This is a genomic window from Streptomyces lasiicapitis, assembly GCF_014646335.1.
Classification (GTDB): domain Bacteria; phylum Actinomycetota; class Actinomycetes; order Streptomycetales; family Streptomycetaceae; genus Streptomyces; species Streptomyces lasiicapitis.
On record NZ_BMNG01000006.1, the window covers coordinates 99,768 to 121,514 of the forward strand.

General features: G+C 71.5%; 24 protein-coding genes. 10 read left to right on the forward strand and 14 right to left on the reverse strand.

Annotated features, from left to right (window positions below):
• Positions 1-33: 33 nt before the first annotated feature.
• The gene (locus IEY91_RS14570; RefSeq protein ID WP_189174262.1) at positions 34-609 is read left to right on the forward strand and encodes a TetR/AcrR family transcriptional regulator; all 576 of its coding nucleotides are present in this window, start codon (positions 34-36) and stop codon (positions 607-609) included.
• A gap of 49 nt (positions 610-658) precedes the next feature.
• Here IEY91_RS14570 and IEY91_RS14575 read toward each other — a convergent pair whose 3' ends face one another.
• Complete coding sequence (locus tag IEY91_RS14575; RefSeq protein WP_189174263.1) at positions 659-1,573, reverse strand: LysR family transcriptional regulator; 915 nt, start codon at positions 1,571-1,573, stop codon at positions 659-661.
• 215 nt (positions 1,574-1,788) lie between these two features.
• Between IEY91_RS14575 and IEY91_RS14580 the strand changes: the two genes are divergently transcribed.
• A complete protein-coding gene (locus IEY91_RS14580; RefSeq protein ID WP_189174264.1) occupies positions 1,789-2,976 on the forward strand; it encodes an MFS transporter in 1,188 nt (395 codons plus the stop codon).
• On the opposite strand, the gene IEY91_RS14585 is transcribed toward IEY91_RS14580, so the two are convergent.
• A complete protein-coding gene (locus tag IEY91_RS14585; RefSeq protein WP_189174265.1) occupies positions 2,948-3,523 on the reverse strand; it encodes a class I SAM-dependent methyltransferase in 576 nt (191 codons plus the stop codon). The genes IEY91_RS14580 and IEY91_RS14585 overlap by 29 nt on opposite strands.
• Before the next feature lie 56 nt (positions 3,524-3,579).
• On the opposite strand from IEY91_RS14585, the gene IEY91_RS14590 reads away from it, so the two are divergent.
• From IEY91_RS14590 to IEY91_RS14605, 3 genes are all read left to right on the forward strand, one after another.
• Positions 3,580-4,494 carry an AraC family transcriptional regulator gene (locus IEY91_RS14590; RefSeq protein ID WP_189174266.1) on the forward strand — a complete coding sequence of 305 codons (915 nt, stop codon included), beginning with the start codon at positions 3,580-3,582 and terminating at the stop codon, positions 4,492-4,494.
• Positions 4,491-4,730, forward strand: coding sequence for a hypothetical protein (locus tag IEY91_RS14595; RefSeq protein WP_306309898.1), 240 nt, complete (start codon positions 4,491-4,493; stop codon positions 4,728-4,730). The genes IEY91_RS14590 and IEY91_RS14595 overlap by 4 nt, the downstream gene beginning before the upstream one ends.
• A 507-nt stretch (positions 4,731-5,237) precedes the next feature.
• On the forward strand, positions 5,238-5,828 hold the full coding sequence (locus IEY91_RS14605; protein ID WP_164325231.1) for a hypothetical protein: 591 nt from the start codon (positions 5,238-5,240) through the stop codon (positions 5,826-5,828).
• Here the strand turns inward: IEY91_RS14605 and IEY91_RS14610 are convergent.
• Both IEY91_RS14610 and IEY91_RS14615 read right to left on the reverse strand, forming a co-directional pair.
• Positions 5,794-6,084: a DUF397 domain-containing protein gene (locus IEY91_RS14610; protein ID WP_189174267.1), complete on the reverse strand. Its 291-nt coding sequence runs from the start codon at positions 6,082-6,084 to the stop codon at positions 5,794-5,796. The genes IEY91_RS14605 and IEY91_RS14610 overlap by 35 nt on opposite strands.
• Positions 6,066-6,908: a helix-turn-helix domain-containing protein gene (locus IEY91_RS14615; RefSeq protein ID WP_189174268.1), complete on the reverse strand. Its 843-nt coding sequence runs from the start codon at positions 6,906-6,908 to the stop codon at positions 6,066-6,068. The genes IEY91_RS14610 and IEY91_RS14615 overlap by 19 nt, the downstream gene beginning before the upstream one ends.
• Positions 6,909-7,263: 355 nt before the next feature.
• On the opposite strand from IEY91_RS14615, the gene IEY91_RS14620 reads away from it, so the two are divergent.
• The 3 genes from IEY91_RS14620 (at position 7,264) to IEY91_RS14630 (ending at position 9,165) form a co-directional block, all read left to right on the forward strand.
• Positions 7,264-7,479: a hypothetical protein gene (locus IEY91_RS14620; protein WP_164325237.1), complete on the forward strand. Its 216-nt coding sequence runs from the start codon at positions 7,264-7,266 to the stop codon at positions 7,477-7,479.
• A 92-nt stretch (positions 7,480-7,571) separates the two neighbouring features.
• Complete coding sequence (gene recO / locus IEY91_RS14625) at positions 7,572-8,324, forward strand: DNA repair protein RecO (protein ID WP_164325239.1); 753 nt, start codon at positions 7,572-7,574, stop codon at positions 8,322-8,324.
• A 19-nt stretch (positions 8,325-8,343) separates the two neighbouring features.
• Positions 8,344-9,165, forward strand: coding sequence for an isoprenyl transferase (locus tag IEY91_RS14630; RefSeq protein WP_164325241.1), 822 nt, complete (start codon positions 8,344-8,346; stop codon positions 9,163-9,165).
• A 19-nt stretch (positions 9,166-9,184) separates the two neighbouring features.
• Here the strand turns inward: IEY91_RS14630 and IEY91_RS14635 are convergent, their stop codons facing one another.
• From IEY91_RS14635 to IEY91_RS14650, 4 genes are all read right to left on the reverse strand, one after another.
• Positions 9,185-9,601 (reverse strand): Fur family transcriptional regulator, encoded by a 417-nt coding sequence (locus IEY91_RS14635; RefSeq protein ID WP_164325243.1) that lies wholly within the window; start codon positions 9,599-9,601, stop codon positions 9,185-9,187.
• A 104-nt stretch (positions 9,602-9,705) separates the two neighbouring features.
• A complete protein-coding gene (locus IEY91_RS14640; RefSeq protein ID WP_164325245.1) occupies positions 9,706-10,599 on the reverse strand; it encodes a metal ABC transporter permease in 894 nt (297 codons plus the stop codon).
• A 9-nt stretch (positions 10,600-10,608) separates the two neighbouring features.
• Positions 10,609-11,385 carry a metal ABC transporter ATP-binding protein gene (locus IEY91_RS14645; protein ID WP_164325247.1) on the reverse strand — a complete coding sequence of 259 codons (777 nt, stop codon included), beginning with the start codon at positions 11,383-11,385 and terminating at the stop codon, positions 10,609-10,611.
• 65 nt (positions 11,386-11,450) lie between these two features.
• Complete coding sequence (locus IEY91_RS14650) at positions 11,451-12,488, reverse strand: metal ABC transporter substrate-binding protein (protein WP_189174269.1); 1,038 nt, start codon at positions 12,486-12,488, stop codon at positions 11,451-11,453.
• A 214-nt stretch (positions 12,489-12,702) separates the two neighbouring features.
• Here IEY91_RS14650 and IEY91_RS14655 point away from each other — a divergent pair, with 214 nt between their 5' ends.
• Complete coding sequence (locus IEY91_RS14655; protein ID WP_189174270.1) at positions 12,703-14,082, forward strand: glycine--tRNA ligase; 1,380 nt, start codon at positions 12,703-12,705, stop codon at positions 14,080-14,082.
• Positions 14,083-14,157: 75 nt separating this feature from the next.
• Positions 14,158-14,373, forward strand: a complete 216-nt coding sequence (locus IEY91_RS14660; protein WP_164325253.1) for a hypothetical protein — start codon at positions 14,158-14,160, stop codon at positions 14,371-14,373.
• Between the two features lie 31 nt (positions 14,374-14,404).
• Here the strand turns inward: IEY91_RS14660 and IEY91_RS14665 are convergent, their stop codons facing one another.
• From IEY91_RS14665 to IEY91_RS14690, 6 genes are all read right to left on the reverse strand, one after another.
• Positions 14,405-15,949, reverse strand: a complete 1,545-nt coding sequence (locus tag IEY91_RS14665) for a GMC family oxidoreductase (RefSeq protein ID WP_229696959.1) — start codon at positions 15,947-15,949, stop codon at positions 14,405-14,407.
• Positions 15,950-16,075: 126 nt separating this feature from the next.
• A complete protein-coding gene (locus IEY91_RS14670; protein ID WP_189174272.1) occupies positions 16,076-16,660 on the reverse strand; it encodes a TetR/AcrR family transcriptional regulator in 585 nt (194 codons plus the stop codon).
• Positions 16,661-16,708: 48 nt separating this feature from the next.
• Positions 16,709-17,725: an aldo/keto reductase gene (locus IEY91_RS14675; RefSeq protein ID WP_189174273.1), complete on the reverse strand. Its 1,017-nt coding sequence runs from the start codon at positions 17,723-17,725 to the stop codon at positions 16,709-16,711.
• A gap of 148 nt (positions 17,726-17,873) precedes the next feature.
• Complete coding sequence (locus IEY91_RS14680) at positions 17,874-18,596, reverse strand: dienelactone hydrolase family protein (RefSeq protein WP_189174473.1); 723 nt, start codon at positions 18,594-18,596, stop codon at positions 17,874-17,876.
• 142 nt (positions 18,597-18,738) lie between these two features.
• A complete protein-coding gene (locus IEY91_RS14685) occupies positions 18,739-20,190 on the reverse strand; it encodes an MFS transporter (RefSeq protein ID WP_189174274.1) in 1,452 nt (483 codons plus the stop codon).
• Positions 20,191-20,256: 66 nt separating this feature from the next.
• Entirely contained in the window at positions 20,257-21,699 is a 1,443-nt protein-coding gene (locus tag IEY91_RS14690) for an MFS transporter (protein WP_164325264.1), read from the reverse strand.
• Positions 21,700-21,747: the final 48 nt, after the last annotated feature.

A 21,747-nucleotide genomic window follows, 5' to 3' on the forward strand; every position in this document is an offset into this window, starting at 1 on the left:
CGGACTGCCAGTCCACTTTGTAAAGGTGTCCCCATGACCGAGCGCAAGGCCCGCGCCGACGCGGCCCGCAACCGCGAGGCCGTCCTCGCCGCCGCCGATGAGCTGTTCGCGCGCAGCGACAGCCCGCGTGGCGTGTCCATGGATCAGGTCGCGGCGGCGGCGGGTGTCGGCAAGGGCACGCTGTTCCGCCGCTTCGGCGACCGCACCGGCCTGATCCGCGCCGTGTTCACGGCCCGTACCGAGACGGTGCGCGCCGCCGTCGAGACCGGTCCGCCACCGCTCGGCCCCGGCACGCCCGGCCGCGACCGGGTACCCGCCCTCCTCGACGCCCTCCTCGCCTTCAAGCTCGACAACCGCCATCTGTCGGTCGCCCTGGAGGACGCGGGTTCCGGAAGCCCCTACGCGGCGGCGCACTACGGCTGGTGGCACGGCGTCGTACGCGACGCGCTCGCGGAGGTGGACACGGTGTCCGACGCCGCCTTCGCGGCCCACGCGCTGATCGCGGCCGTGCGGGCGGACCTGATCGAGCATCTGGTGGTGGTGGAGGGGATGTCGGGGGAGGAGATCCGGGGGCGGTTGGGGGAGTACGTGGGGAAGGTGCTGGGTTAGGGCCGCTGGGTTAGGGCCGCTGGGCCGGGACGGGGCTGCCGCGGGCTGTTCAGCCGATCCTCGGGCCCAGATCCCGCGCCAGCGCCACCGCGAGCGCCCGGAAGATGCGCACCTCCGGGTTGTCGTCGTTCGCGCGGACGGCGAGGTAGCTGCTCTCCCAGGGGGCGTCGACGACGGGTACGAAGACGGCGCCGGGCCAGGCGTAGTAGCGGGCGAAGGACTTCAGGCCCGAGCCCGCGGCGCGGCCCATGATGACGCTGGTCAGGACCTCCTGGGGGGTGACGGCGAAGTCGGGGCCGCGGCGGCTGCCCGCCTCGTCGAAGTACAGGTAGTCCGTGAAGGGGCGCGGGGTGTGTCCGGGGACACGGACGAAGGGCAGGTCGGCGACGTCCGCGACGGTGACGCCGGTGGCGTGGGCGTCGGCGAGGGCCGAGTGCGTGGGTACGGCGACGATGCGCTGTTCGGTGGTGAGGACGTCGGCGGTGACGCGGTCGTCGTCCGGTGTCGGGCGTACGAAGGCGACGTCGACACGGTCCTCGACGAGGGCTGAGGCGTGCTCGGTGAAGTCCAACTGGCTGATTTCCAGGGGGACTTCGGGCCTGGCCCGGCGGTACGCGTTGATCGACGCCGGGGTCAGCTCGGCGGAGCCGTGGCCCATGATGCCGACGCGCAGGGGGCGCGTCCTGCCCACGCCGTGAGCCAGCTCCGCCATGTCGTCGAGCGCAGCGGCCGACGCCGCGAGGAGCGTGCGCGCGTGCCCGGCCAGGCGTTCCCCGGCGGGGGTGGGCGCGACCGGGCTGCGGTACAGGAGTGGTGTGGCAAGGTCGCTCTCCAGGCGCCGCACGTGTGCGGTCACCGCGGGCGGCGACAGGAACAGCCGGGCCGCGGCCCGCCCGAAGTGGCCCTCCTCCACGACCGCCAGGAACGACGACAGGAGTCGTAGGTCGAGGGGGGAGGAGGTCATGTCCTCCAGCGTAAGCGGGCACCGGCGGGGCACCCCGGTCACGTTCAGGAATCGTGAACGGGTGCGGTGGGGGGTCTGGCGGTGCGCCTAGAAATGGGGCCATGAGTGCCGAAACATCTGCCCCCTCACCTGCGCGAACGCCTGCGCCGCCCGGCCTGGCGGCTGCGCCCGCCGAGCCCTCCCCCGCTCCCCGGTACGGGATACGTGCCGCCTGGATGATGTTGGCTTCCGGCTGGAGCGCCAACCAGTTCTCGGCCCTTCTCGGTGCCTACCGCTCCGAGCTCGGGCTCACCGACTCGGCGGCCACGGGGCTGTTCGCGGTGTACGTCGTGGGGCTCATCCCCGGGCTGCTGGTTGCCGGGCCGCTCGCGGACCGGCGGGGGCGGCGGCGCATCGCGCTGGCCGCGCTGGCGGTGAACCTGCTGTCGACGGTGCTGCTCACCCTGGGGGCGACGGCAACGGGGTGGCTGCTGCCGGGGCGCTTCCTCACGGGCGTGAGTGCGGGTGTCCTCCTTGCTGCGGGCAGCGCGTGGATCAAGGAATTGTCGTCGCCGCCGTACGTGGCGTCGGGCGCCCCCGCGTCGACGGCTTCGCGCCGGGCGGGGCTGTTCGTCTCGGCGGGGTTTGCCTCCGGCGGGCTGGCGGCCGCCCTCATCGCCGAGTGGGCGCCGCATCCGATGGTGACGGCTTACGTTCCCCACGTTCTGCTGGCGGCGGGTGCCTGGCTGGCGGCGCGCAGCGCACCGGAAACCCGGACGGTGGCCATGCGCCGTGGGCGCAGCGGTGGCGGGGTGGACGCCCACAGCGGCGGGGCAGTCGCCCCCGGCGGTGACGGCGCCGACCACCCGGTACGACAGCTTCGCCGGACCGTTCTCCCCCTCGCCCCCTGGGTCTTCGCCGCGCCCACGCTCGGCTTCGTCACCCTCCCCGGTCTTGTCCACGCGGGCCTCGTCTACACCGGCATAGCCACCGCCGTCGTCCCAGGAACCGGTCTCCTGGTCCAACCCCTCGCCCGCCGCGCAGCGGCAAGCCGCCACGGGGCCGCCGGCGCAGGCCTCCTGGCCATCACCCTCGGCCTCGCCCTGGCCGCCTGGGCGGCCCACGTCGACTCCCAGCCGTGGGCGATGGCTGCCGCGGCCACCCTGGGCGCGGGCTACGGCTTCACCCTGACCCACGGCCTCACCCAAGTGGCCGTCGCCGCACCTCCGCACAGCTTGGCCCGCCTGACGTCGTACTTCTGGACAGCCGCGTACACGGGAATGTTCGCCCCGTACGCGGTCACCCTCCTCACGGACCACACGCACCTCACACCCCCGCAGATCCTGACCGTCGCCGCGGTCCTCGCCGCCGCGACCTGCGCGGCACTCCCGCTGCTCAACTCCCCTTCCGGCCGCGGAACCTGATCCCGCCGCCCGACGCGTGCCGTGTCACCGCGATCTCCGTGAAGCCCGCCGCCGCGAGCCGTGCGGGCAGCCGCTCCGGGTCGACCGTGTTGTTCGTGTCGCCGAGGTGGAGGAGCCAGAAGCGGAAGCCGGGGAGGCTGTCGCTGCCTGCGAACACCCCGCCCGGCCGCAGCACCCGGAAGGCCTCGGCGAAGATCCGGTCCTGCTGGGTGGCTGTAGGGACGTGGTGGAGCATCGTGAAGCAGACGACCGAGTCGAACGACGCGTCGGGCAGGGGGAGATCGGCGCCGTCCGCGTGCAGGACCCGGGCACGCGAGCCCCACTTCTCCTGGAGCATGGCCGCGGTTTCGCCGTCGACCTCGGCTGCCGTCAGGCGCGGGACGTCTTCGACGAGTACGCGCAGGTTGGCGCCGTAGCCGGGGCCGATCTCCAGTACGTCGTCGCCGAGGGGGACGTCCTCCAGGGCGAACGGCAGGATCATGTCCTTCGTGGTCTGTGCCCACTTCTCGGAGCTGCACAGCTTGCGGTGTGCTCGGTTCATCGGCATGCGTACGACGCTAGGTCGGGCCCGTCCGTGTCCTCCACGGGCTACGCTGCCGACTCATGTCGCGGAACGGACACCAGGGGCAGGGGCAGGGTCTGAGCCGGGATCCGGGGCTGCGGCCGAGCTCCTATCCCAATCCGCCCACCGCCGTCTTCGTCGGCAGCTTCGCCATGCCGCGAGGCCTCCGCTTCGCCACGCACACCCACCCCGTGCACCAACTCGCCTGGTCCGAGCGGGGTTTGCTGCGCATCCGCACCGCGGACGGGGCGTGGCTGCTGCCACCCACGCTCGCCCTGTGGATCCCGGCGGGCGTCCCGCACGCGACCGAGGCCGCCGGCGACGCCCTGATGCGTGCCCCGTACGTGACCCCGGCCCGCTGCCCCGCCCCGGTCGCCGCCTGGACCGACCCCACCGTCCTCGCCGCGCCCCCGCTCCTGCGCGCCCTGATCGACCACCTCTCCGGCGCGGACCTCGCCCCGGACGCCCGCGCCCGCGCGGAGGGGGTCCTCCTCGACGTACTGACCCCCGTCCCCGTCACCAGCCTCTCCGTGACGGAGCCCCGCGACCCCCGCGCCCGCGAGGTCGCCCGCGCGCTGGCCGCCGCGCCCGGCGACGGCCGACCCCTGTCGGCCTGGGCAGCCGAAGTCGGCGTCAGCGCCCGCACGTTGGCGCGGCTCTTCGCCGCCGGTACGGGGCTGCCGTTCGGGCAGTGGCGGGAGCGGTTGCGGATGCAGGCCGCGATGCCGCTGCTGGCCGACGGCCTGACGGTCGAGGCGGTGGCCCACCGCGTGGGCTACGCGTCGGCGTCCTCCTTCGTCGCCGCGTTCCACCGGGTCGTGGGTGTGACGCCGCGCCAGTACTTTCCGGTGCCTTCGCCCGCCGGACCCGGACCAGGACCCGGACCAGGACCCGGCCCCGGACCAGGCCCTGGACCAGGACCCGCGCCCCGCCCGCCTGGCACGATCGACCCATGACCCGCCTCCTCACCCACTCCGACCTCACCTCCCTCCTCGACCCGGCCGCCTGCCTCACCGCGCTCGCGGACGGCTTCCGGGTGGCGGAGGCGGTGCCGGTCGCCGGGCAGCGCGTACGTACGGACCTGCCGTTTCCCGGTACGGCGACGGCGCTGATCCCGGGGCTGTGCGCGGGCCGCGTTGCGCGGGGGTGGGCTGTCTGTACGGGTGTTGCGGCTGACGGTTCCGGACGTTGAGTTCCCCAATCCCGCCCCTTCCCGCTGCATCGATTGGCGGCTTCGCCGCGGGCAGGGGGCTCTGCCCCCGGACCCCCGCTCCTCAAACGCCGGAGGGGCTATATCCCACCCACCCGTCCGATCCGTCCTACGGCACGCAGTCGGCACTATCAGCCCGTCCGGCGTTTGAGGACGAGGCCGTTCAGGCCGACAGCGGGGGTCCAGGGGGCGGCAGCCCCCTGGTTACGGGAAGGGGCGGGCTTGGGGAGCCCCCGGCAGGGCCAGCACCTTCACCCCCCTCGTCGTCGACGACCGCGAACTTGCCGCCTCCATGGGCGCGTTGGCCACCGCCGACGCCACCCTCGGCGAGGTGCTGCGCGACGACCACCCCGGGCGTACGGGCCCGACCGCCCTCTCCGTGTACGCACCCGTCGATCTGCTGGGCTGATCCGGGGTCCCCCGCGCGGTGGAGGTGGTTCGTTCCGGCAGGTGATCCGGGCCGGGTGCGGTGATCGTCATCGTTGGTCCATGACCGACATCCGTACCGAACCCCTGCCCCCGGGCGGCCGGTTGCGTGCCTGCTGGGTGGCCGCGCACGCCCCCGCCGCCGGGGTGCCCCGCTGGGCGCGGCTCGCCGCGCTGGCCGTGCCGCTCACCGCGTTGCCGTCGTGCGTCTGGCGGATCGCGGCCTGGTTCCTCGACGACGGCACCCACGACATGCAGGGGGATCTCCCTGCATGGATGCCGGGGTGGTTCTACCTGGTGCTGCTGTCGGTCGTGTCCGAGCTGTTCGCCTTCACGGCGGTGGGGCTCGTCGCCCGCTGGGGCGAGGTGTTCCCGCGCTGGGTGCCGTTCCTGCGGGGGCGCGGGGTGCGGCCGCTCGCGGCGGTCGTCCCGGCGGCGCTCGGCGCTGTCGCGGTGACGGTGCTGTGGACGTCGGCGTTCATCGCCGAGGCGCGCGGGGTCACCATCACCGGTGAGGAGCTCTCCGACGACTACCCCACGCGGCAGGGGGCGTGGGAGGCGGCGGCTCTGTACGTGAGCTACGCCCCGTTGTTGCTGTGGGGGCCGCTGCTCGGGGCGGTCACCTGGGCGTACTGGCGCCGACGTCGCGTATGAAGGTGTTCCAGGCGGCGGCGCCGACGATCACCACGGGACCGTGGGGCGCCACTTTGCTGTCCCGGAGGGGGACGAGGCCCGGTATGCCGTCGGCGACCTCGACACAGTCGCCGCCTTCGCCGTTGCTGTGGCTGCTCTTGCGCCAACGGGCGGCGCCCACGAAGTCGTACGCGACTTCGACGCAGGCTTCCCCGCCGCTGCCGCCGCTGTAGCTGCTCTTGCGCCAGCGGGCATTGCTCAGGTCGAACTCACGCATCGTCTGTGGTCCTTCGCCGCCGACTCCAGCAGGGTCAGGGTCGCCTTCGGCGACTTCGCGGCGGCCCTGATGAGATCGTAAGACGCCCTGGTCCGCTTCACCACCGCCGGATCGTCCAGCAAATTGCCCGAAAGGACGGCTTCTGTATAGACAGTTGGCGGGGCGTCCTCGAACTCCATGAGCCAGATCATCTTGCCCATCTCCGGATGGGCACCGGCGGCGAACGGGAGCACCTGGACCAGCACCTTGTGCTCGCGGACCATCGCGGCGATGTGATCGAGCTGCCGGGCCATCACGTCGGGACCGCCGACCGGGATGCGCAGCACGGTCTCGTGGAGCACGCCCCAATACATGGGCCTTGTAGCGTCCTTGAGGAGCAGCACCCGCTCCATACGTGCCCTGACGAGTTCGTCGATGTACTCGTCGGTGGCCAGTGGGTTGCTCGCAACGAAGACTGCCCGCGCGTACTCGGGGGTCTGCAGTAGCCCCGGCACCACCGCAGGTGCGTACTCGAAGATGTCCGTCGCCAGCCGCTCAAGCTCGGCCGCCGCTTCGAAATACTCCGCGTAGCGTTTGTCTTTGATCAGCTTGCGCCACATCCGCTCGAAAAAGCCTCCGGTTTGCAGAACCTCATCGATCCGCTGCGCCACATCCAACTGAGGCTTACGAATAGCCTGTTCGAACTGGCCGATGTACCCACCGGAGACAAAGACCCGAGCCCCCAGCTCGACCTGCGTAAACGCGGCGTCCTCGCGCCGCCGCTTCAACTCCGCCCCGAAGAACTCCCACGCGGCCTGCCGCGATCCGTGTGAACCCTTGGCCATGGATGAACTCCCCTCCTCAGCCCCGCACTTGTAGCGCACAGACTCCTGCCAACAGTAGACGCAATGCGTCACCGTGGGGACACGAAGCGTGAAATCCGGCGGCAAAGGGGAGCCCTGTGACGGCGAATAGCGCCGCAGGCAACCGGCACTCTGCAGGTTGTCTCGAAGAGGCGGAGGAAACAGTGGAAGAATTGCGCGCTGCCCTGGCGAGGGCAGGAATTTCTTTGCCGTCCTTGCGGGTCGATCCGGCGACGGTCGTCAGAGAGGCGCCATGTCCACTGGTGGAATTGGGCCGCTGCTCGGTGGAGACGGCGGCACGCCTCGCGGCGAGGCTGGGCCGAGGGGCGGCGAACCCGTGAGGCTCCCCATCGGGACGTACGCCGTGGACACCCGCTCGGGCCGGGTCGGCAAGGTGATGGGCCACGAAGGCCCGTACGTGCAGCTGCGGCCGTACGGTGGCGGCCGGGAGTGGGACTGCGCCCCGGACGCGCTCAGGACGGCCACGAGCGCCGAGCGGCTGCGCGCGGCGACGGCGTACGCGAACGCCCGCAGCCGGGGCGAGGTGCCTTGACGGAGGGCGGTCGGCGCCCGCTTGGCCAGGGGGCGGGCGCCCCGCCCCGAACCCGGGGCCGTCGCGGGGGCGGCGTACGGGAGAATGGGCCCATGAGCCTGTTCCGTGACGACGGTGTCGTGCTGCGCACCCAGAAGCTGGGTGAGGCGGACCGCATCATCACGCTGCTCACACGCGGGCACGGGAGGGTGCGGGCCGTGGCCCGGGGGGTGCGGCGCACGAAGTCCAAGTTCGGGGCGCGGCTCGAGCCCTTCTCGCACGTGGACGTGCAGTTCTTCGCGCGGGGCAGTGAACTCGTCGGGCGCGGACTGCCGTTGTGTACGCAGAGTGAGACCATCGCTCCGTACGGTGGTGGGATCGTGAGCGATTACGCGCGCTACACCGCCGGGACCGCCATGCTGGAGACGGCGGAACGGTTCACCGATCATGAGGGGGAGCCTGCCGTCCAGCAGTATCTGCTGTTGGTGGGCGGGCTGCGGACGCTCGCTCGTGGGGAGCATGAGCCGCATCTTGTTCTGGATGCGTTTCTGTTGCGCTCGCTTGCCGTGAACGGCTACGCGCCCACCTTCACGGACTGTGCCAAATGCGGCATGCCGGGCCCCAACCGCTTCTTCTCCGTCGCCGCGGGCGGCTCGATTTGCGCCGACTGCCGGGTGCCGGGCAGCGTCGTACCCTCGGCGGAGACCCTGACGCACCTCGGCGCGCTGCTGACCGGCGACTGGGCGACGGCCGACGCCTGCGAGGCGCGCCACGTGCGCGAGGGCAGTGGGCTCGTATCGGCCTATCTGCACTGGCACTTGGAGCGCGGCCTGCGCTCGCTTCGGTACGTAGAGAAAAACGTATAGAAAACGGAGTAGTCACCTCATGGCACGACGCGGAATCCTCGGACGGTCCCGCCGCGAGTACAAGCTGCCCGAGCCCCACCCCTCGGGAGCGCGGCCGCCGAAGATCCCCGGCGAGCTGGTCCCCAAGCACGTCGCCGTCGTCATGGACGGCAACGGCCGGTGGGCCAAGGACCGCGGCCTGCCGCGCACGGAGGGGCACAAGGTCGGCGAGGGCGTCGTACTTGATGTCCTCAAGGGGTGCTTGGAGATGGGGGTCAAGAATCTGTCCCTGTACGCCTTCTCCACGGAGAACTGGAAGCGGTCCCCCGAAGAGGTCCGCTTCCTCATGAACTTCAACCGGGACGTCATCCGGCGCCGCCGGGACGAAATGGACGAACTGGGCATCCGGATCCGCTGGGTCGGCCGCATGCCCAAGATGTGGAAGTCCGTCGTCCAGGAGCTCCAGGTCGCCCAGGAGCAGACCGTCAAGAACGACGCCATGACCCTGTACTTCTGCGTCAACTACGGCGGCCGCGCCGAGATCGCCGACGCCGCGCAGGCCATCGCCCGCGACGTCGCGGCGGGCAAGCTCGACCCGGGCAAGGTCAATGAGAAGACTTTTGCGAAATATATGTACTACCCGGACATGCCGGACGTGGATCTCTTCCTGCGGCCCAGCGGCGAGCAGCGCACGTCCAACTACCTGATCTGGCAGTCCAGCTACGCCGAGATGGTCTTCCAGGACGTCCTGTGGCCCGACTTCGACCGCCGCGACCTGTGGCGCGCCTGCCTGGAGTACGCCTCGCGCGACCGCCGCTTCGGGGGCGCCATCCCGAACGAGGAGCAGATCGCCAACAGTTGATCAGACGTACGGGGACTGCTCAGGCTCGCGCCGAGCAGTCCTCGCACGTGCCGAAGATCTCCACCGTGTGCGCCACGTTCACGAAGCCGTGCTCCGCGGCGATCGACTCCGCCCACGACTCGACCGCGGGGCCCTCGACCTCCACGGCCTTGCCGCAGACGCGGCAGACCAGGTGGTGGTGGTGCTCGCCGGTCGAGCAGCGGCGGTAGACCGACTCGCCGTCGTTGGTGCGCAGCACGTCGACCTCGCCGGCGTCGGCGAGGGACTGGAGCGTGCGGTAGACCGTCGTCAGGCCCACGGAGTCACCGCGGTGCTTGAGCATGTCGTGGAGCTCCTGCGCGCTGCGGAACTCTTCCACCTCGTCGAGCGCGGCCGCCACAGCGGCGCGCTGCCGGGTGGACCGGCCTCGTACGGGGGGTCCCGCAGCGGTCGTCACAGGTGCCTCCCAGCACTCGTCAGCACTCGTCCGCACTCGCGTGGTGCGTCGTCTCTCGCCCGGCCATTGTGCCAGGTAGCCGCCGGACGGTGACCAGAGTGATCTCAGACAGTGACCTCGTCCGACGTGGGCCGCGAGCCCGGCACATCCGCCGTGCATGCCGCGTCGCGCGCCGCCGACGCCCGCGCCCTCCGGCGCGCGAGAGGCGTCGCGAGCAGCGTGAGCACGATGAACACGCCGATCGTCAGGAGCACGATCGTCGCTCCCGGCGGCACGTCTTGGTAGTACGACGTGACCGTGCCGCCGAGCGTCACGGAGACCCCGATGGCCACCGCGATCGCGAACGTCGCCGCGAAGCTCCGGGTGAGCTGCTGCGCCGCCGCCACCGGCACCACCATGAGCGCCGACACGAGCAGCAGGCCCACGACCCGCATGGCGACGGTGACCGTGACCGCCGCCGTCACGGCCGTCAGGAGGTTCAGGGCCCGCACCGGCAGACCCGTCACACGCGCGAACTCCTCGTCCTGGCTCACCGCGAACAACTGGCGGCGCAGACCGACCGTGACGAGGACCACGAACGCGGCGAGCAGACAGATCGCCGTCACGTCCTCCTCCGAGACCGTCGACAGCGAGCCGAAGAGGTAGGAGCTCAGGTTCGCGTTCGAGCCGCCAGGGGCGAGGTTGATCAGCATCACGCCGCCCGCCATGCCGCCGTAGAACAGCATCGCGAGCGCGATGTCGCCGCGCGTCTTGCCGTACCAGCGGATCAGCTCCATCGCGACAGCTCCGACGACCGCGACCGCCGTCGCCATCCACACCGGGGAGGTCGAGAGGAGGAAGCCGAGGCCGACACCCGTCATCGCGACATGGCCGATTCCGTCGCCCATGAGGGCCTGGCGGCGCTGCACCAGATAGATGCCGACGGCGGGGGCCGTGACGCCGACGAGGGCGGCGGCGAGCAGCGCCCGCTGCATGAACGCGTAGTTCAGGAATTCCATCGCCGGTCCTCAGGTGAGCAGGCCGGTGCGGACCGGGGCCGCGTCGGCGTCGTGGGGGTGGACGTGGTCGTGGCCGGGCAGCGCGTGCTGGCCGACGGCCTTGGGCGGCGGGCCGTCGTGCAGCACGCAGCCGTCGCGCAGGACGACCGCGCGGTCGATGAGCGGCTCCAGGGGGCCCAGCTCGTGCAGCACGAGCAGGACGGACGCGCCCTGCTCGACCTGGTGGCGCAGGGTGGCCGCGAGGACCTCCTGGCTGGCCAGGTCGACGCCCGCCATCGGCTCGTCCATGATCAGCAGTTCGGGCTCGGAGACGAGGGCGCGGGCGATCAGGACGCGCTGGTGCTGGCCGCCGGAGAGGGCGCTCACCGAGTCCTTCGCGCGGTCCGCCATGCCGACCAGCTCCAGGGCGTTCGTGACCGCCGCACGGTCGGCCTTGCGCAGCACGCCGAAGCGGGCCCGCGCGAGCCGGCCGGACGTCACGACCTCCGTGACCGTCGCGGGGACGCCGCCCGCGGCCGTCGTGCGCTGCGGGACGTAGCCGACCCGCGCCCAGTCGCGGAAGCGCCGACGCGGCGTACCGAAGATCTCGACCGAGCCGCCCGTCACCGGGACCTGCCCGATGACCGTGCGCACGGCCGTCGACTTGCCGGAGCCGTTCGCGCCGAGCAGCGCGACGACCTCGCCGCGGCCCACGGCGAGGTCGATGCCACGGAGGACCGGGCGCCCGCCCAGCTCGGCCGTCACCTCGCGCAGGGATATGACGGGCTCACTCTTGGCATCGGCCATGGCGGTTGCCTTCCGTGACGGGTCCGGTGACGGTGACGGCGACAGTGACGGGCTTGTGGCGGGGGTCACTTGGCGCCGAGAGCCTTCTGGAGGGCGGCGAGATTGGACCGCATCACCTCGATGTAGTCGTCGCCCTTCGACTTCTTCGTGATGCCCTCGATCGGGTCGAGCACGTCCGTCTTCAGCTTCGCGTCCTTCGCGAGGGTCTTCGCGGTCTTGTCGCTGACCAGCGTCTCGTAGAACACCGTCGTGACGCCGTCGGCCTTCGCCATCTCCTGGAGGTCCCTGACGCGGTTCGCGCTGGGCTCGCCCTCCGGGTCCAGGCCGGAGATGGCCTCCTCGGTCAGGCCGTAGCGCTCGGCGAGGTAGCCGAAGGCGGCGTGCGTGGTGATGAAGACCTTCGAGTCGGTGTTCTTCAGGCCGTTCTTGAAGTCCGTGTCCAGGCCCGTCAGCTTCTTCACCAGGGCGGCGGTGTTCTTCTCGTACGTGGCCCTGTGATCCGGGTCGGCCTTCGCGAAGGCCTTGCCGACGCCCTCGGCGACCTCGGCGTACTTCACCGGGTCGAGCCAGATGTGGGGGTCCTTGCCGCCGGGGGTCTCGTGGCTGTGACCCTCGTGGCCCTCCTCGTGACCCTCTTCGCCCTCGTGGGACTCTTCGCCCTCGTGGCCGTGCTCCTCCTCGGAGCCGTGCTCGTCGTGCTCCTTGGCGTGCCCGCCGACCTCGGTGCCGTGCTTCTCCATGCTGGTCAGGGAAGCGGCGTCGATCTTGGTCTTGATGCCGGACTGGCCGATGGCCTCGTCGACGGAGGGCTGCAGTCCCTTCAGGAAGAGCGCGGCGTCCGCGTTCTCCAGCTGCGCCGTCTGCTTGGCGCTGATCTCCAGGTCGTGCGGCTCCTGGCCGGGCTCGGTCAGAGTCGTGACCTCGACGTCGTCGCCGCCGATCTCCTTGGCCAGGAACTCCATGGGGTAGAACGACGCCACCACGTCCAGCTTGCCCTCGTTGTTCTTGTCCGCCGCGTCGGAGGAGCAGGCGGTGAGGGCGGACAGGCCCAGCACCGTGGCGGTGGCGAGGACTGCGCTGGGTATGAGGCGTCGTACGTTCATGACAGTCATTTTCAACAAACTTGGAAACGGTTGTCAACAAAGTGTCGATCTGTACGCGTCTGCTCGCGCTCGGCGACAGCGGGAACCGGCCCGCACCCGAACCGATTTGATCCGAGGGGTACGGCCGCCGGTAATCTGAAGCATTCGCTCCTGAGGCATGCGCTTCGTCAGCCCTGAAGCGTGGCTTCGCCGTCGTCGTAATGAAGAGAGCACCGTGGCCGCCGACAAGATCGACACCATCGTCAGCCTGAGCAAGCGCCGAGGCTTCGTCTTTCCGTGCAGTGAGATCTACGGCGGCCAGCGAGCCGCCTGGGACTACGGACCCCTGGGCGTCGAGCTGAAGGAGAACCTCAAGCGTCAGTGGTGGCGCTACATGGTCACCTCGCGGGAAGACGTCGTCGGCATCGACTCGTCCGTGATCCTGGCCACCGACGTCTGGCAGGCCTCCGGCCACGTCGCCACCTTCACCGACCCGCTGACCGAGTGCACCTCCTGCCACAAGCGCTTCCGCGCGGACCACCTGGAGGAGGCCTTCCAGGAGAAGAAGGGCCGCGCCCCGGAGAGCCTCGCCGACATCAACTGCCCCAACTGCGGCACCAAGGGTCAGTTCACCGAGCCCAAGCAGTTCTCGGGTCTGCTTTCCACGCACCTCGGTCCCACCCAGGACAGCGGCTCCGTCGCCTACCTGCGCCCCGAGACCGCCCAGGGCATCTTCACCAACTTCGCCCAGGTGCAGACGACTTCGCGCCGCAAGCCGCCGTTCGGCATCGCCCAGATGGGCAAGTCCTTCCGCAACGAGATCACGCCCGGCAACTTCATCTTCCGCACCCGCGAGTTCGAGCAGATGGAGATGGAGTTCTTCGTCAAGCCGGGCGAGGACGAGAAGTGGCAGGAGTACTGGATGGAGCAGCGCTGGAACTGGTACACCGGCCTGGGCCTGCGCGAGGAGAACATGCGGTGGTTCGAGCACCCGAAGGAGAAGCTCTCCCACTACTCCAAGCGCACCGCTGACATCGAGTACCGCTTCCAGTTCGGCGGCAGCGAGTGGGGCGAGCTGGAGGGCGTCGCCAACCGCACCGACTACGACCTGTCGGCGCACTCCAAGGCCTCCGGCCAGGACCTGTCCTACTTCGACCAGGAGGCCGGCGAGCGCTGGACTCCGTACGTCATCGAGCCCGCCGCCGGTGTCGGCCGTACCATGCTCGCCTTCCTGCTCGACTCCTACATCGAGGACGAGGCGCCCAACGCCAAGGGCAAGCTGGAGAAGCGCACGGTCATGCGCTTCGACCACCGCATCGCCCCGGTGAAGGTCGCGGTGCTGCCCCTGTCGCGGAACCCGGAGCTCTCGCCCAAGGCCAAGGGCCTGGCCACCGCGCTGCGGCAGAACTGGAACATCGAGTTCGACGACGCCGGCGCCATCGGCCGCCGCTACCGCCGCCAGGACGAGATCGGCACGCCGTACTGCGTGACGGTCGACTTCGACACCCTTGAGGACAACGCGGTGACCGTGCGCGAGCGCGACACCATGAAGCAGGAGCGGGTGTCCCTCGACCAGATCGAGGGCTACCTGGCCACGCGTCTCGTCGGCTGCTGACGTTCACGCTTTCTTGTCACGAAGGCCCCCGGTTCCGGCCACGGAATCGGGGGCCTTTGCTGCACACTGGGCGCCATGCCTTCGACGACCACGAGCAAGGTCAGCAGATGGGATCAGCACGGGCGCGAACACATCGTCCACGTGCAAAAAGCGGGTGTGCAGCGGCAGTTGACCTGCGACACCTGCGGATGGAGCCGCAAGGCGCAGTTCCTGCCGTGGCTCAAGGCGGAGGAACACCTGGCCCAGGAGCACCAGGCGACGGTGGATCCGTCGGCGCCCGCGGCTGATTAGGGCGGTTTCCGCGGGTGGCCGACGCGGGCCGCTAGTGGGTGTTGCGGACCAGGTCCGCCGCCTTCTCCGCGATGACCAGCGCCGCCGCGTTCGTGTTCACCGACACGAGCGACGGCATCACCGACGCGTCCGCGACCCTGAGGCCCGGCACGCCCCGCACCCTGAGGTCCGGCGTCACCACCGCCTCCGGGCCCGTGCCCATCGCGCAGCTGCCCGCGAGGTGGAAGTACGGACCCGTCGCCGCCGCGAGGAACGCCCGCAGCCCCGCCTCGTCCGTGACGTCCGCCCCCGGAAGCACCTCGCGCGGACCCCACTCGGCGAACGGCCCCGAGGCCACCACCTCCCGCGCCACCTCAAGGCCGTGCAGCATGCGCCGTACGTCCGACTCCTCGCCGAGATAGCCGGGGTCGATCAACGGCGCCGTGCCCGGGTCGGCGTCCGCGAGGCGTATCGAGCCGCGGGCCCGCGGGACCGTGGCCACGGCGAGGGTGAAGCCGTTCTCCGGCGCGGTCATCGTCGGCGGGTGGTACGGCAGGTGGATGAACATCATCTGCATGTCCGGGCCCGGCAGGGACGCCTCGCTGCGCCACGCGAGGGAGGCCTCCGAGAGGTTCAGGCAGCCCGGCGGTATCGGCCGCTCGGCCTCGTACACGAGACCGCACAGCGGATGGTCCTGGAGTTCCCGGCCCACGCCCGGCAGGTCGTGGCGGACCTCGACCCCGGCCCGGCGCAGCTCGTCGGCCGGGCCGATGCCCGACAGCATGAGGAGCCGGGGCGAGTCGACGGCGCCCGCGCTGACGATCACTTCGGCGCGCGCGTACGCCCGTACCGTCTCGCCGCCGCGGGTGAACTCCACGCCGGTGCACCGGTCGCCGTCGAAGAGCAGCCGGTGCGCGCGGGAGTCCGTGGACACCGTCAGGTGCGGGCGGTGCGCGGCGACGGGGTGCAGGTAGGCGTCGGCCGCGCTCTGCCGGGCCCCGTCGAGGACCGACAGGTCGTGCAGGCCCGCGCCTTCCTGGCGGGCGCCGTTGAAGTCGTCGGTGAGGGGGTGTCCCGCGGCCACGGCCGCGTCGACGAAGGTGCGCGAGAGCGGGTGGACGTCGGCGTCCGGGGCGGGGGAGGGGCGCAACGGGCCGGATCCGCCCCGGAGTTCGGCGCCCGCGCTGCCGGCGCCCGGTACGGACTCCATGCGCCGGAAGTACGGCAGCAGCTCGTCGAAGCCCCAGCCGGCGCAGCCCGCCGCCGCCCACGCGTCGTAGTCGGCGCGGTGGCCGCGCAGGAACACCATCGCGTTGATGGCGCTGGAGCCGCCGAGGGTGCGGCCGCGCGGGCAGGGCGGGGTGGTGCCGCCGAGGCCCGGCTGCGGCAGCGTCGCGTATCCGTGGTCCACGTCCGTGCCCCACAGCGACGGCCACGCGGAGGGCGTGGCGAGGTCCGCCTTCGTGTCGCGGGGGCCCGCTTCGAGCAGCAGGACGCTGGTGTCCGGGTCCTCGCTGAGCCGTGCGGCGAGTACGCAGCCCGCGGACCCGGCGCCGACGACGACGTAGTCGGCTTCAAGCTTCCCTGGATCCGTCAACTCGCTTGCCCCTAAAGCCACTTCGCTCCTCCTGATGTCCCGCGGGTGTGCCGGGGTTCAGGGAATCAGGAGGGGCGGGGGCGGGTCAGCGGAACGGGGGAATCGGGTGGGGCGGCGGTGGCGGCGTCAGGGCCGCAGGCCCCGTACGAGCAGGTCGAGCAGCGAGGTGAACGCGTCCTCGACGCCCGCGCGCGACCAGTCCGGGGCGTACGCCGGGTCGTGGTAGCGGGCCGTGGCCTCGAACAGGGCGCGGGCCGTGACGTCCGGGTCGCACGGGACGAACTCGCCGCCCTCGGAGCCCTGTCGGACGATCACGGCGAGCTGTCCGGTGAGGTCCGCGATGTGCTCGTCGACGACCTCGCTGGCCTCGCCGACGAGGACCGTGTACGTCGCGAACAGCTCGGGGTCGTCGCCCGCCTTGTGCTGCTTGGCCTCGAAGAGCCCGGCGAGCCAGCGCCGCAGCCGGTCCTCGGCGGGGCCCTCCGCGTCGACCACGCCGGACAGGGCGTCGGACGTCCGGTCCAGCCAGCGCTTGGTGACCGCCTCGCGCAGCGCGGCCTTCGTGCGGAAGTGGCGGTACACGCTGGCGTGGCTGACGCCGAGCGCGCGGGCCACGTCCACCACGGTCGCCTTGGCGGCACCGTGGCGGCGCAGCACCTCCTCGGTCGTGGCGAGGATGCGCTCGGCGGTCAGGGTCTCGGTCGTAGCCATGGTCAAGAAGGTACCGGTCGGTACCCGCCGGGGCGGTGGCCGGTCATGTCAGTGCTCGCTGTCGAGGTGCGCCATCTGCGCCTCGGGGTAGCGGGAGCCCGCGGCGGCGCCTGCCGGGACGGCCTGCTCGATGGCGGCGAGGTCGGCGTCGTCGAGCGTCACGTCCAGGGCGCCGAGGGCCTCGGTGAGGCGGTCGCGGCGGCGGGCGCCGACCAGCGGCACGATCGCGGCGCCGGACTTCGGGCCCTGGGCGAGCACCCAGGCGATGGCGGTCTGCGCGACGCTCACGCCCTTGTCGTCGGCGATCTTGCGCAGGGCGTCGACGAGGTCCAGGTTGCGCTGGAGGTTCTCGCCCTGGAAGCGGGGGCTGATGCCGCGGAAGTCGTTCGCGGCGAGCTGCCGGTCGCGGGTGAAGTGGCCGGAGATCAGGCCGCGCGACAGGACGCCGTACGCGGTGACGCCGATGCCGAGCTCGGCGGCGGTGGGCAGGATCTCGGCCTCGATGCCGCGCGAGATCAGCGAGTACTCGATCTGGAGGTCCGAGATGGGGGCGACGGCGGCGGCCCGGCGCAGGGTGTCGGCGCCGACCTCCGAGAGCCCGATGTGGCGCACGTGCCCCTTCTCGACCAGCTCGGCGATGGCGCCGACGGTCTCCTCGACCGGCACGTCCGGGTCCATGCGGGCGATGCGGTAGACGTCGATGTGGTCGACGCCGAGACGCTGCAGGGAGTACGCGGCGAAGTTCTTCACCGCGGCCGGGCGCCCGTCGTAGCCCGCCCAGCCGCCGTCCGGGTCGCGGAGGGCGCCGAACTTCACGCTGGTGAGGGCCTGTTCGCGGCGGGCGGCGGGGGCGGAGCGCAGGGCCTCGCCGATGAGGAGTTCGTTGTGGCCCATCGCGTAGAAGTCGCCGGTGTCGAGGAGCGTGACGCCCGCTTCGAGGGCGGCGTGGATCGTCGCGACGGACTCCGTGCGGTCGGCCTCGCCGTACAGCGCGGACATGCCCATGCAGCCGAGGCCGAGGGCGGAGGTGGTGGGGCCGGTGGTGCCGAGGTTCAAGGTGCGCATGAGGGCTCCTGGGAGTGTGCTGGGTGGAGGGCGGCGAACGACCGCCGCGACCACGGCGCGCCGGCGCCGTGCCTCCACCATGCACCCTCGACTGACAGATTTCAAGTTTTGAAATCTGTCATCTGTAATTTGTAACCCGTGCCTGGCCCTACTTCAGGTGGCGGCCGAAGAACCGGTTCGCGTCCTCGCCCTCGAACCATGGGGTGCCGGTGTGGCCGCCCATGTTGGCGTGCAGTGTCTTTTCCTTGGTGCCGAAGGCGTCGAACAGGTCGAGGGCGCGCTGCCGGGGGTTTCCTTCGTCGTCCCACTGCAGCAGGAGCAACAGGGGGACGGTGAGCTGCCGGGCCTCCTCACGCTGGGCTCGGGGTACGTAGCCCCCGGCGAAGAAACCGGCGGCGGCGAGGCGCGGCTCGATCACCGCGAGCCGGATGCCGAGGGCCATCCACCCCGAGTAGCCGACGGGGCCGCCGATCTCGGGCAGGGCGAGGAGGGCGTCCAGGGTGGTCCGCCATTCCGGGGCCGCGTTCTCGACCAGCGGGCCGACGAGGGACTCGAAGATCTCATCGACCGGCTCGCCGGCCCGCATCGCCCGGCGGAGTTCGGCGCGGGCCTGCTCGTCGGCGGCGGAACGGGGACGGTCACCGCACCCGGCGGCGTCGATGGTGGCCACCGCGTAGCCGTACGCCGCGGTGTGCCGGCCCCGAGCCACCAGCCGGGCCTGACTCTTGGGCAGGCCGTTGTTGTGGGCCATGAGGATCAGCGGGGCCGGGGTGGGGGACTTGGGCGTCCACAGGACGCCGGGGATCTCGCCCAGGGTGAATTCGCGTTCCAGGACGCCGTCGTCGAGGCGCTGCTCGGAAGTGAAGTGCAGCATGGTCGTGCCTTTCGGGAGGGCTCAGTTGCGGCGCTCCCGGACGACCTATCGCCCGACCGTGACCCCGGAGGGGAGCACCCATGTCGATACAGCGTTCACGGGTACCACCTCCTCGTTCTCTCGCACGGCCTCCGGAAATCTAGCCGCGGTCGCCGTGGTCCGCCAACAGGTTTTCCTGAGGCAGGCGTTGTGCCGTCCGGCGTGCCGTCTCCCGGGCCCAGCGTCCGCTCGTCAGCGTGCCGACCACCAGGACCGCCAGGCCGCAGCCCGTGATCACCCACCAGGCGGGTCGGGCGGCCGCCGTGAACCCGGTGGCGTACGAGGACGAGGCGACCCCGGAGGCCAGGATCGCGCCGATCACCGCGACGCCGAGGGTCTGGCCGATCTGGCGGCTGGTGGAGGCGACGGCGGCGGCCACGCCCGCCTGGGCGCGGGGCATGCCGGAGACCGCGGTGTTGGTGATGGGGGCGTTCACGAAGCCGAAGCCCACGCCGAAGAGGATGTAGGCGATCAGGCGGCTGGCGGTCGCGTTCTCCGCCTCGTACGCCGCGAAGAGCACCCCGGACGCCGTCATCGCCACGCCTGCGATCAGCAGGGACGGGCGGGGGCCGCGGGCGCCGACCAGACGGCCCGACAGGGGCGCGCACACCAGCGTCATGGCCGCCATCGGCAGCATCCACAGGCCCGCGTGCAGGGCGTCGAGGCCGCGTACGTCCTGGAGATAGAGGGTGGCGAGGAAGAGGAAGCCGCCCAGGGCGGCGAAGGCCGCGATCGCGATGACGGTGGCTCCGCTGAACGGCGCCGACTTGAAGAAGCGCAGGTCGATCAGGGGTTCCTCGCGGCGCGGCTCGTACAGGAGCAGGCCCACCAGCGCGGCTGCCGCCGTCGCCGCGAACGTCATGATCAGGGGGGACGTCCAGCCCGCCGTGGGCGCCTCGATGATCGCGTATGTGAGGGCGCCGAGCAGGGCGATGACCAGGAGCTGGCCGACCGGGTCGGGGCGGCGCGGCTTCGGCGCGCGGGACTCGGGGACGTACCGCGCCGTGAGGAACAGTGCCGCGAGGCCCACCGGCAGATTGACCCAGAAGATCGCCCGCCACCCCACCGAGTCCACCAGCACCCCGCCCACCAGCGGCCCCGCCGCCATGGAGATGCCGACGACGCCGCCCCACACCCCGATGGCGCGGGCCCGCTCGCGCGGCTCGGTGAAGGTGTTGGTGATGATCGACATGGCGACCGGGTTGAGCATCGAGCCGCCGACCGCCTGGACCATGCGGAACGCCACCAGGCACTCCAGGTTCGGCGCGAGCGAGCACAGCACCGAGCCCAGCGTGAAGACCAGCAGGCCCGCCTGGAACACCTTGCGGCGCCCGATCCGGTCGGCCGTCGAGCCCGCCAGCATCAGGAACGACGCGAGGACCAGGGTGTACGCGTCGATCGTCCACTGCATGCCCGAGACACCGGCGTCGAACTCCCGGCCCATCGCGGGCAGCGCCACGTTCAGGATGGTGTTGTCGAGGCTCACGATCAGCAGGCTCATGCAGCAGATCGCGAGCACGAGTATCCGGTGCCGGTGGCTCAGCTCGGGCATACAGCCGACGGTATCCCCATGCGGGGTACGTCGCCTCGGCCGAGTACGTCCGCGCGGTACGTCGCCTCAGCCGAGGTCGCGCGGCAGCCGCAGGCTCAGCGCCGCGAGGCCCAGGAGCCCCGCGAGCTGGACGGCGAGGACCGTCGCGAAGGCCTCGCGCAGGCCGATGCCCGAGTCCAGGGCCAGGAACAGCGAGCCGAGCGTCGCCACGCCCACCGCCAGGCAGGACTGCTGGGCCGTCGCGGCGAGCCCGCTGCCCGCGCCCGCCCGCGCGGCCGGCACGGCGGACAGCAGGATCCGGAAGTACAGCGGGAGCTGAATGCCCTGGCCGAAGCCGCACAGCGCCAGGCCCGGCGCCAGCGTCAGTGGGGTGAGCGCCGACCACGGGGCCCACAGCACGGTCAGGGCGAGGACGGCGACGCCCGTGCCGTGCACCAGCGCGCACAGGGTCAGGGCCCGGCTGCCAAGGCGGTTCACCAGGCGCGGCGCGAGCAGCGACGCCGTGAACTGGGCGATGCCCATCGGGATCAGGGTCAGGCCCGCCTTGAGGGCGCCGTACCCGAGACCGTGCTGAAGCGTCACCGCGCTCACGAACATCCAGCCGCTGAACCCGATGAAGACGGGCACCCCGATGAGCAGCCCTCGGCGGACGCCCGGCTCCCGCATCAGGGACGGCGGAAGCAGCGGACTGCCGCCGCCCGCCTCCGCCCGCCGCTCCACTACGGCGAACGCCCACATCAGGAAGGGCGCGGCGACGAGGACGAGGACCGACCAGAGCGGCCAGCCCGCGGCCCGGCCCTCGGTGAGCGGCAGCAGGAACGCGGTCAGGCCGGCCGCGAACAGGACCGTCCCGGCGAGGTCGCCGCGCGCCGGACGCTCCGCCCGGCTGTCCGGCACCGCGCGCACCGCGAACACCAGGGCGAGCGCGGCCACCGGCACGTTCACCAGGAACACCATGCGCCAGCCCGTGCCCGCCAGGTCGGCGGCCACCAGGACGCCGCCGAGTATCTGCCCGAGCACCATGGAGACCCCGCCCACGGAGCCGTACAGCGAGACGGCACGCGCGCGCCGCTCCCCGCTGGTCGTCGCGTGGATGGTGGCGAGCACCTGCGGCAGCATCAGCGCGGACGCGGCGCCCTGCGCCACCCGCGCCGCCACCAGCCACCACGCCGTCGGGGCGAGCCCGCACGCCAGCGAGGTAAGACCGAAGGCGGCGACGCCCCACAGGAACAGCGTCCGGCGGCCGTGCGTGTCGCCGAGCCGGCCACCGAGCACGAGCAGCACGGCGTACGCGACGGCGTAGCCCGCGACCACCATCTCCAGGGTGGCGGCGGGGGCGTTCAGATCGGCCTCGATGTCGGACAGAGCGACGTTGACGACGAAGAAGTCGATCATCGGCAGGGCCGCGCCGAGGAGGATGGTGAGGAGGCCGAGGGGGGTGAGGGCGGTGGGGGCGGAGGTGGGGTGGATGCGGGAGCCAGGCTTGAGGGCGTTGTTCGTGAGGGTCACGGGTACGACGATGAGCGCTCCCCCTAGGGGGGTACCAGAGTGTCTTTA

Excerpts from the sequence above, each read along its gene's own strand:
- IEY91_RS14570 (WP_189174262.1), top strand. The coding sequence starts at position 34 with ATGACCGAGCGCAAGGCCCGCGCCGACGCGGCCCGCAACCGCGAGGCC.
- IEY91_RS14575 (WP_189174263.1), bottom strand. The coding sequence starts at position 1,573 with ATGACCTCCTCCCCCCTCGACCTACGACTCCTGTCGTCGTTCCTGGCG.
- IEY91_RS14580 (WP_189174264.1), top strand. The coding sequence starts at position 1,789 with ATGATGTTGGCTTCCGGCTGGAGCGCCAACCAGTTCTCGGCCCTTCTC.
- IEY91_RS14585 (WP_189174265.1), bottom strand. The coding sequence starts at position 3,523 with ATGCCGATGAACCGAGCACACCGCAAGCTGTGCAGCTCCGAGAAGTGG.
- IEY91_RS14590 (WP_189174266.1), top strand. The coding sequence starts at position 3,580 with ATGTCGCGGAACGGACACCAGGGGCAGGGGCAGGGTCTGAGCCGGGAT.
- IEY91_RS14595 (WP_306309898.1), top strand. The coding sequence starts at position 4,491 with ATGACCCGCCTCCTCACCCACTCCGACCTCACCTCCCTCCTCGACCCG.
- IEY91_RS14605 (WP_164325231.1), top strand. The coding sequence starts at position 5,238 with ATGACCGACATCCGTACCGAACCCCTGCCCCCGGGCGGCCGGTTGCGT.
- IEY91_RS14610 (WP_189174267.1), bottom strand. The coding sequence starts at position 6,084 with ATGCGTGAGTTCGACCTGAGCAATGCCCGCTGGCGCAAGAGCAGCTAC.
- IEY91_RS14615 (WP_189174268.1), bottom strand. The coding sequence starts at position 6,908 with ATGGCCAAGGGTTCACACGGATCGCGGCAGGCCGCGTGGGAGTTCTTC.
- recO (WP_164325239.1), top strand. The coding sequence starts at position 7,572 with ATGAGCCTGTTCCGTGACGACGGTGTCGTGCTGCGCACCCAGAAGCTG.
- IEY91_RS14630 (WP_164325241.1), top strand. The coding sequence starts at position 8,344 with ATGGCACGACGCGGAATCCTCGGACGGTCCCGCCGCGAGTACAAGCTG.
- IEY91_RS14640 (WP_164325245.1), bottom strand. The coding sequence starts at position 10,599 with ATGGAATTCCTGAACTACGCGTTCATGCAGCGGGCGCTGCTCGCCGCC.
- IEY91_RS14645 (WP_164325247.1), bottom strand. The coding sequence starts at position 11,385 with ATGGCCGATGCCAAGAGTGAGCCCGTCATATCCCTGCGCGAGGTGACG.
- IEY91_RS14650 (WP_189174269.1), bottom strand. The coding sequence starts at position 12,488 with ATGAACGTACGACGCCTCATACCCAGCGCAGTCCTCGCCACCGCCACG.
- IEY91_RS14660 (WP_164325253.1), top strand. The coding sequence starts at position 14,158 with ATGCCTTCGACGACCACGAGCAAGGTCAGCAGATGGGATCAGCACGGG.
- IEY91_RS14670 (WP_189174272.1), bottom strand. The coding sequence starts at position 16,660 with ATGGCTACGACCGAGACCCTGACCGCCGAGCGCATCCTCGCCACGACC.
- IEY91_RS14675 (WP_189174273.1), bottom strand. The coding sequence starts at position 17,725 with ATGCGCACCTTGAACCTCGGCACCACCGGCCCCACCACCTCCGCCCTC.
- IEY91_RS14685 (WP_189174274.1), bottom strand. The coding sequence starts at position 20,190 with ATGCCCGAGCTGAGCCACCGGCACCGGATACTCGTGCTCGCGATCTGC.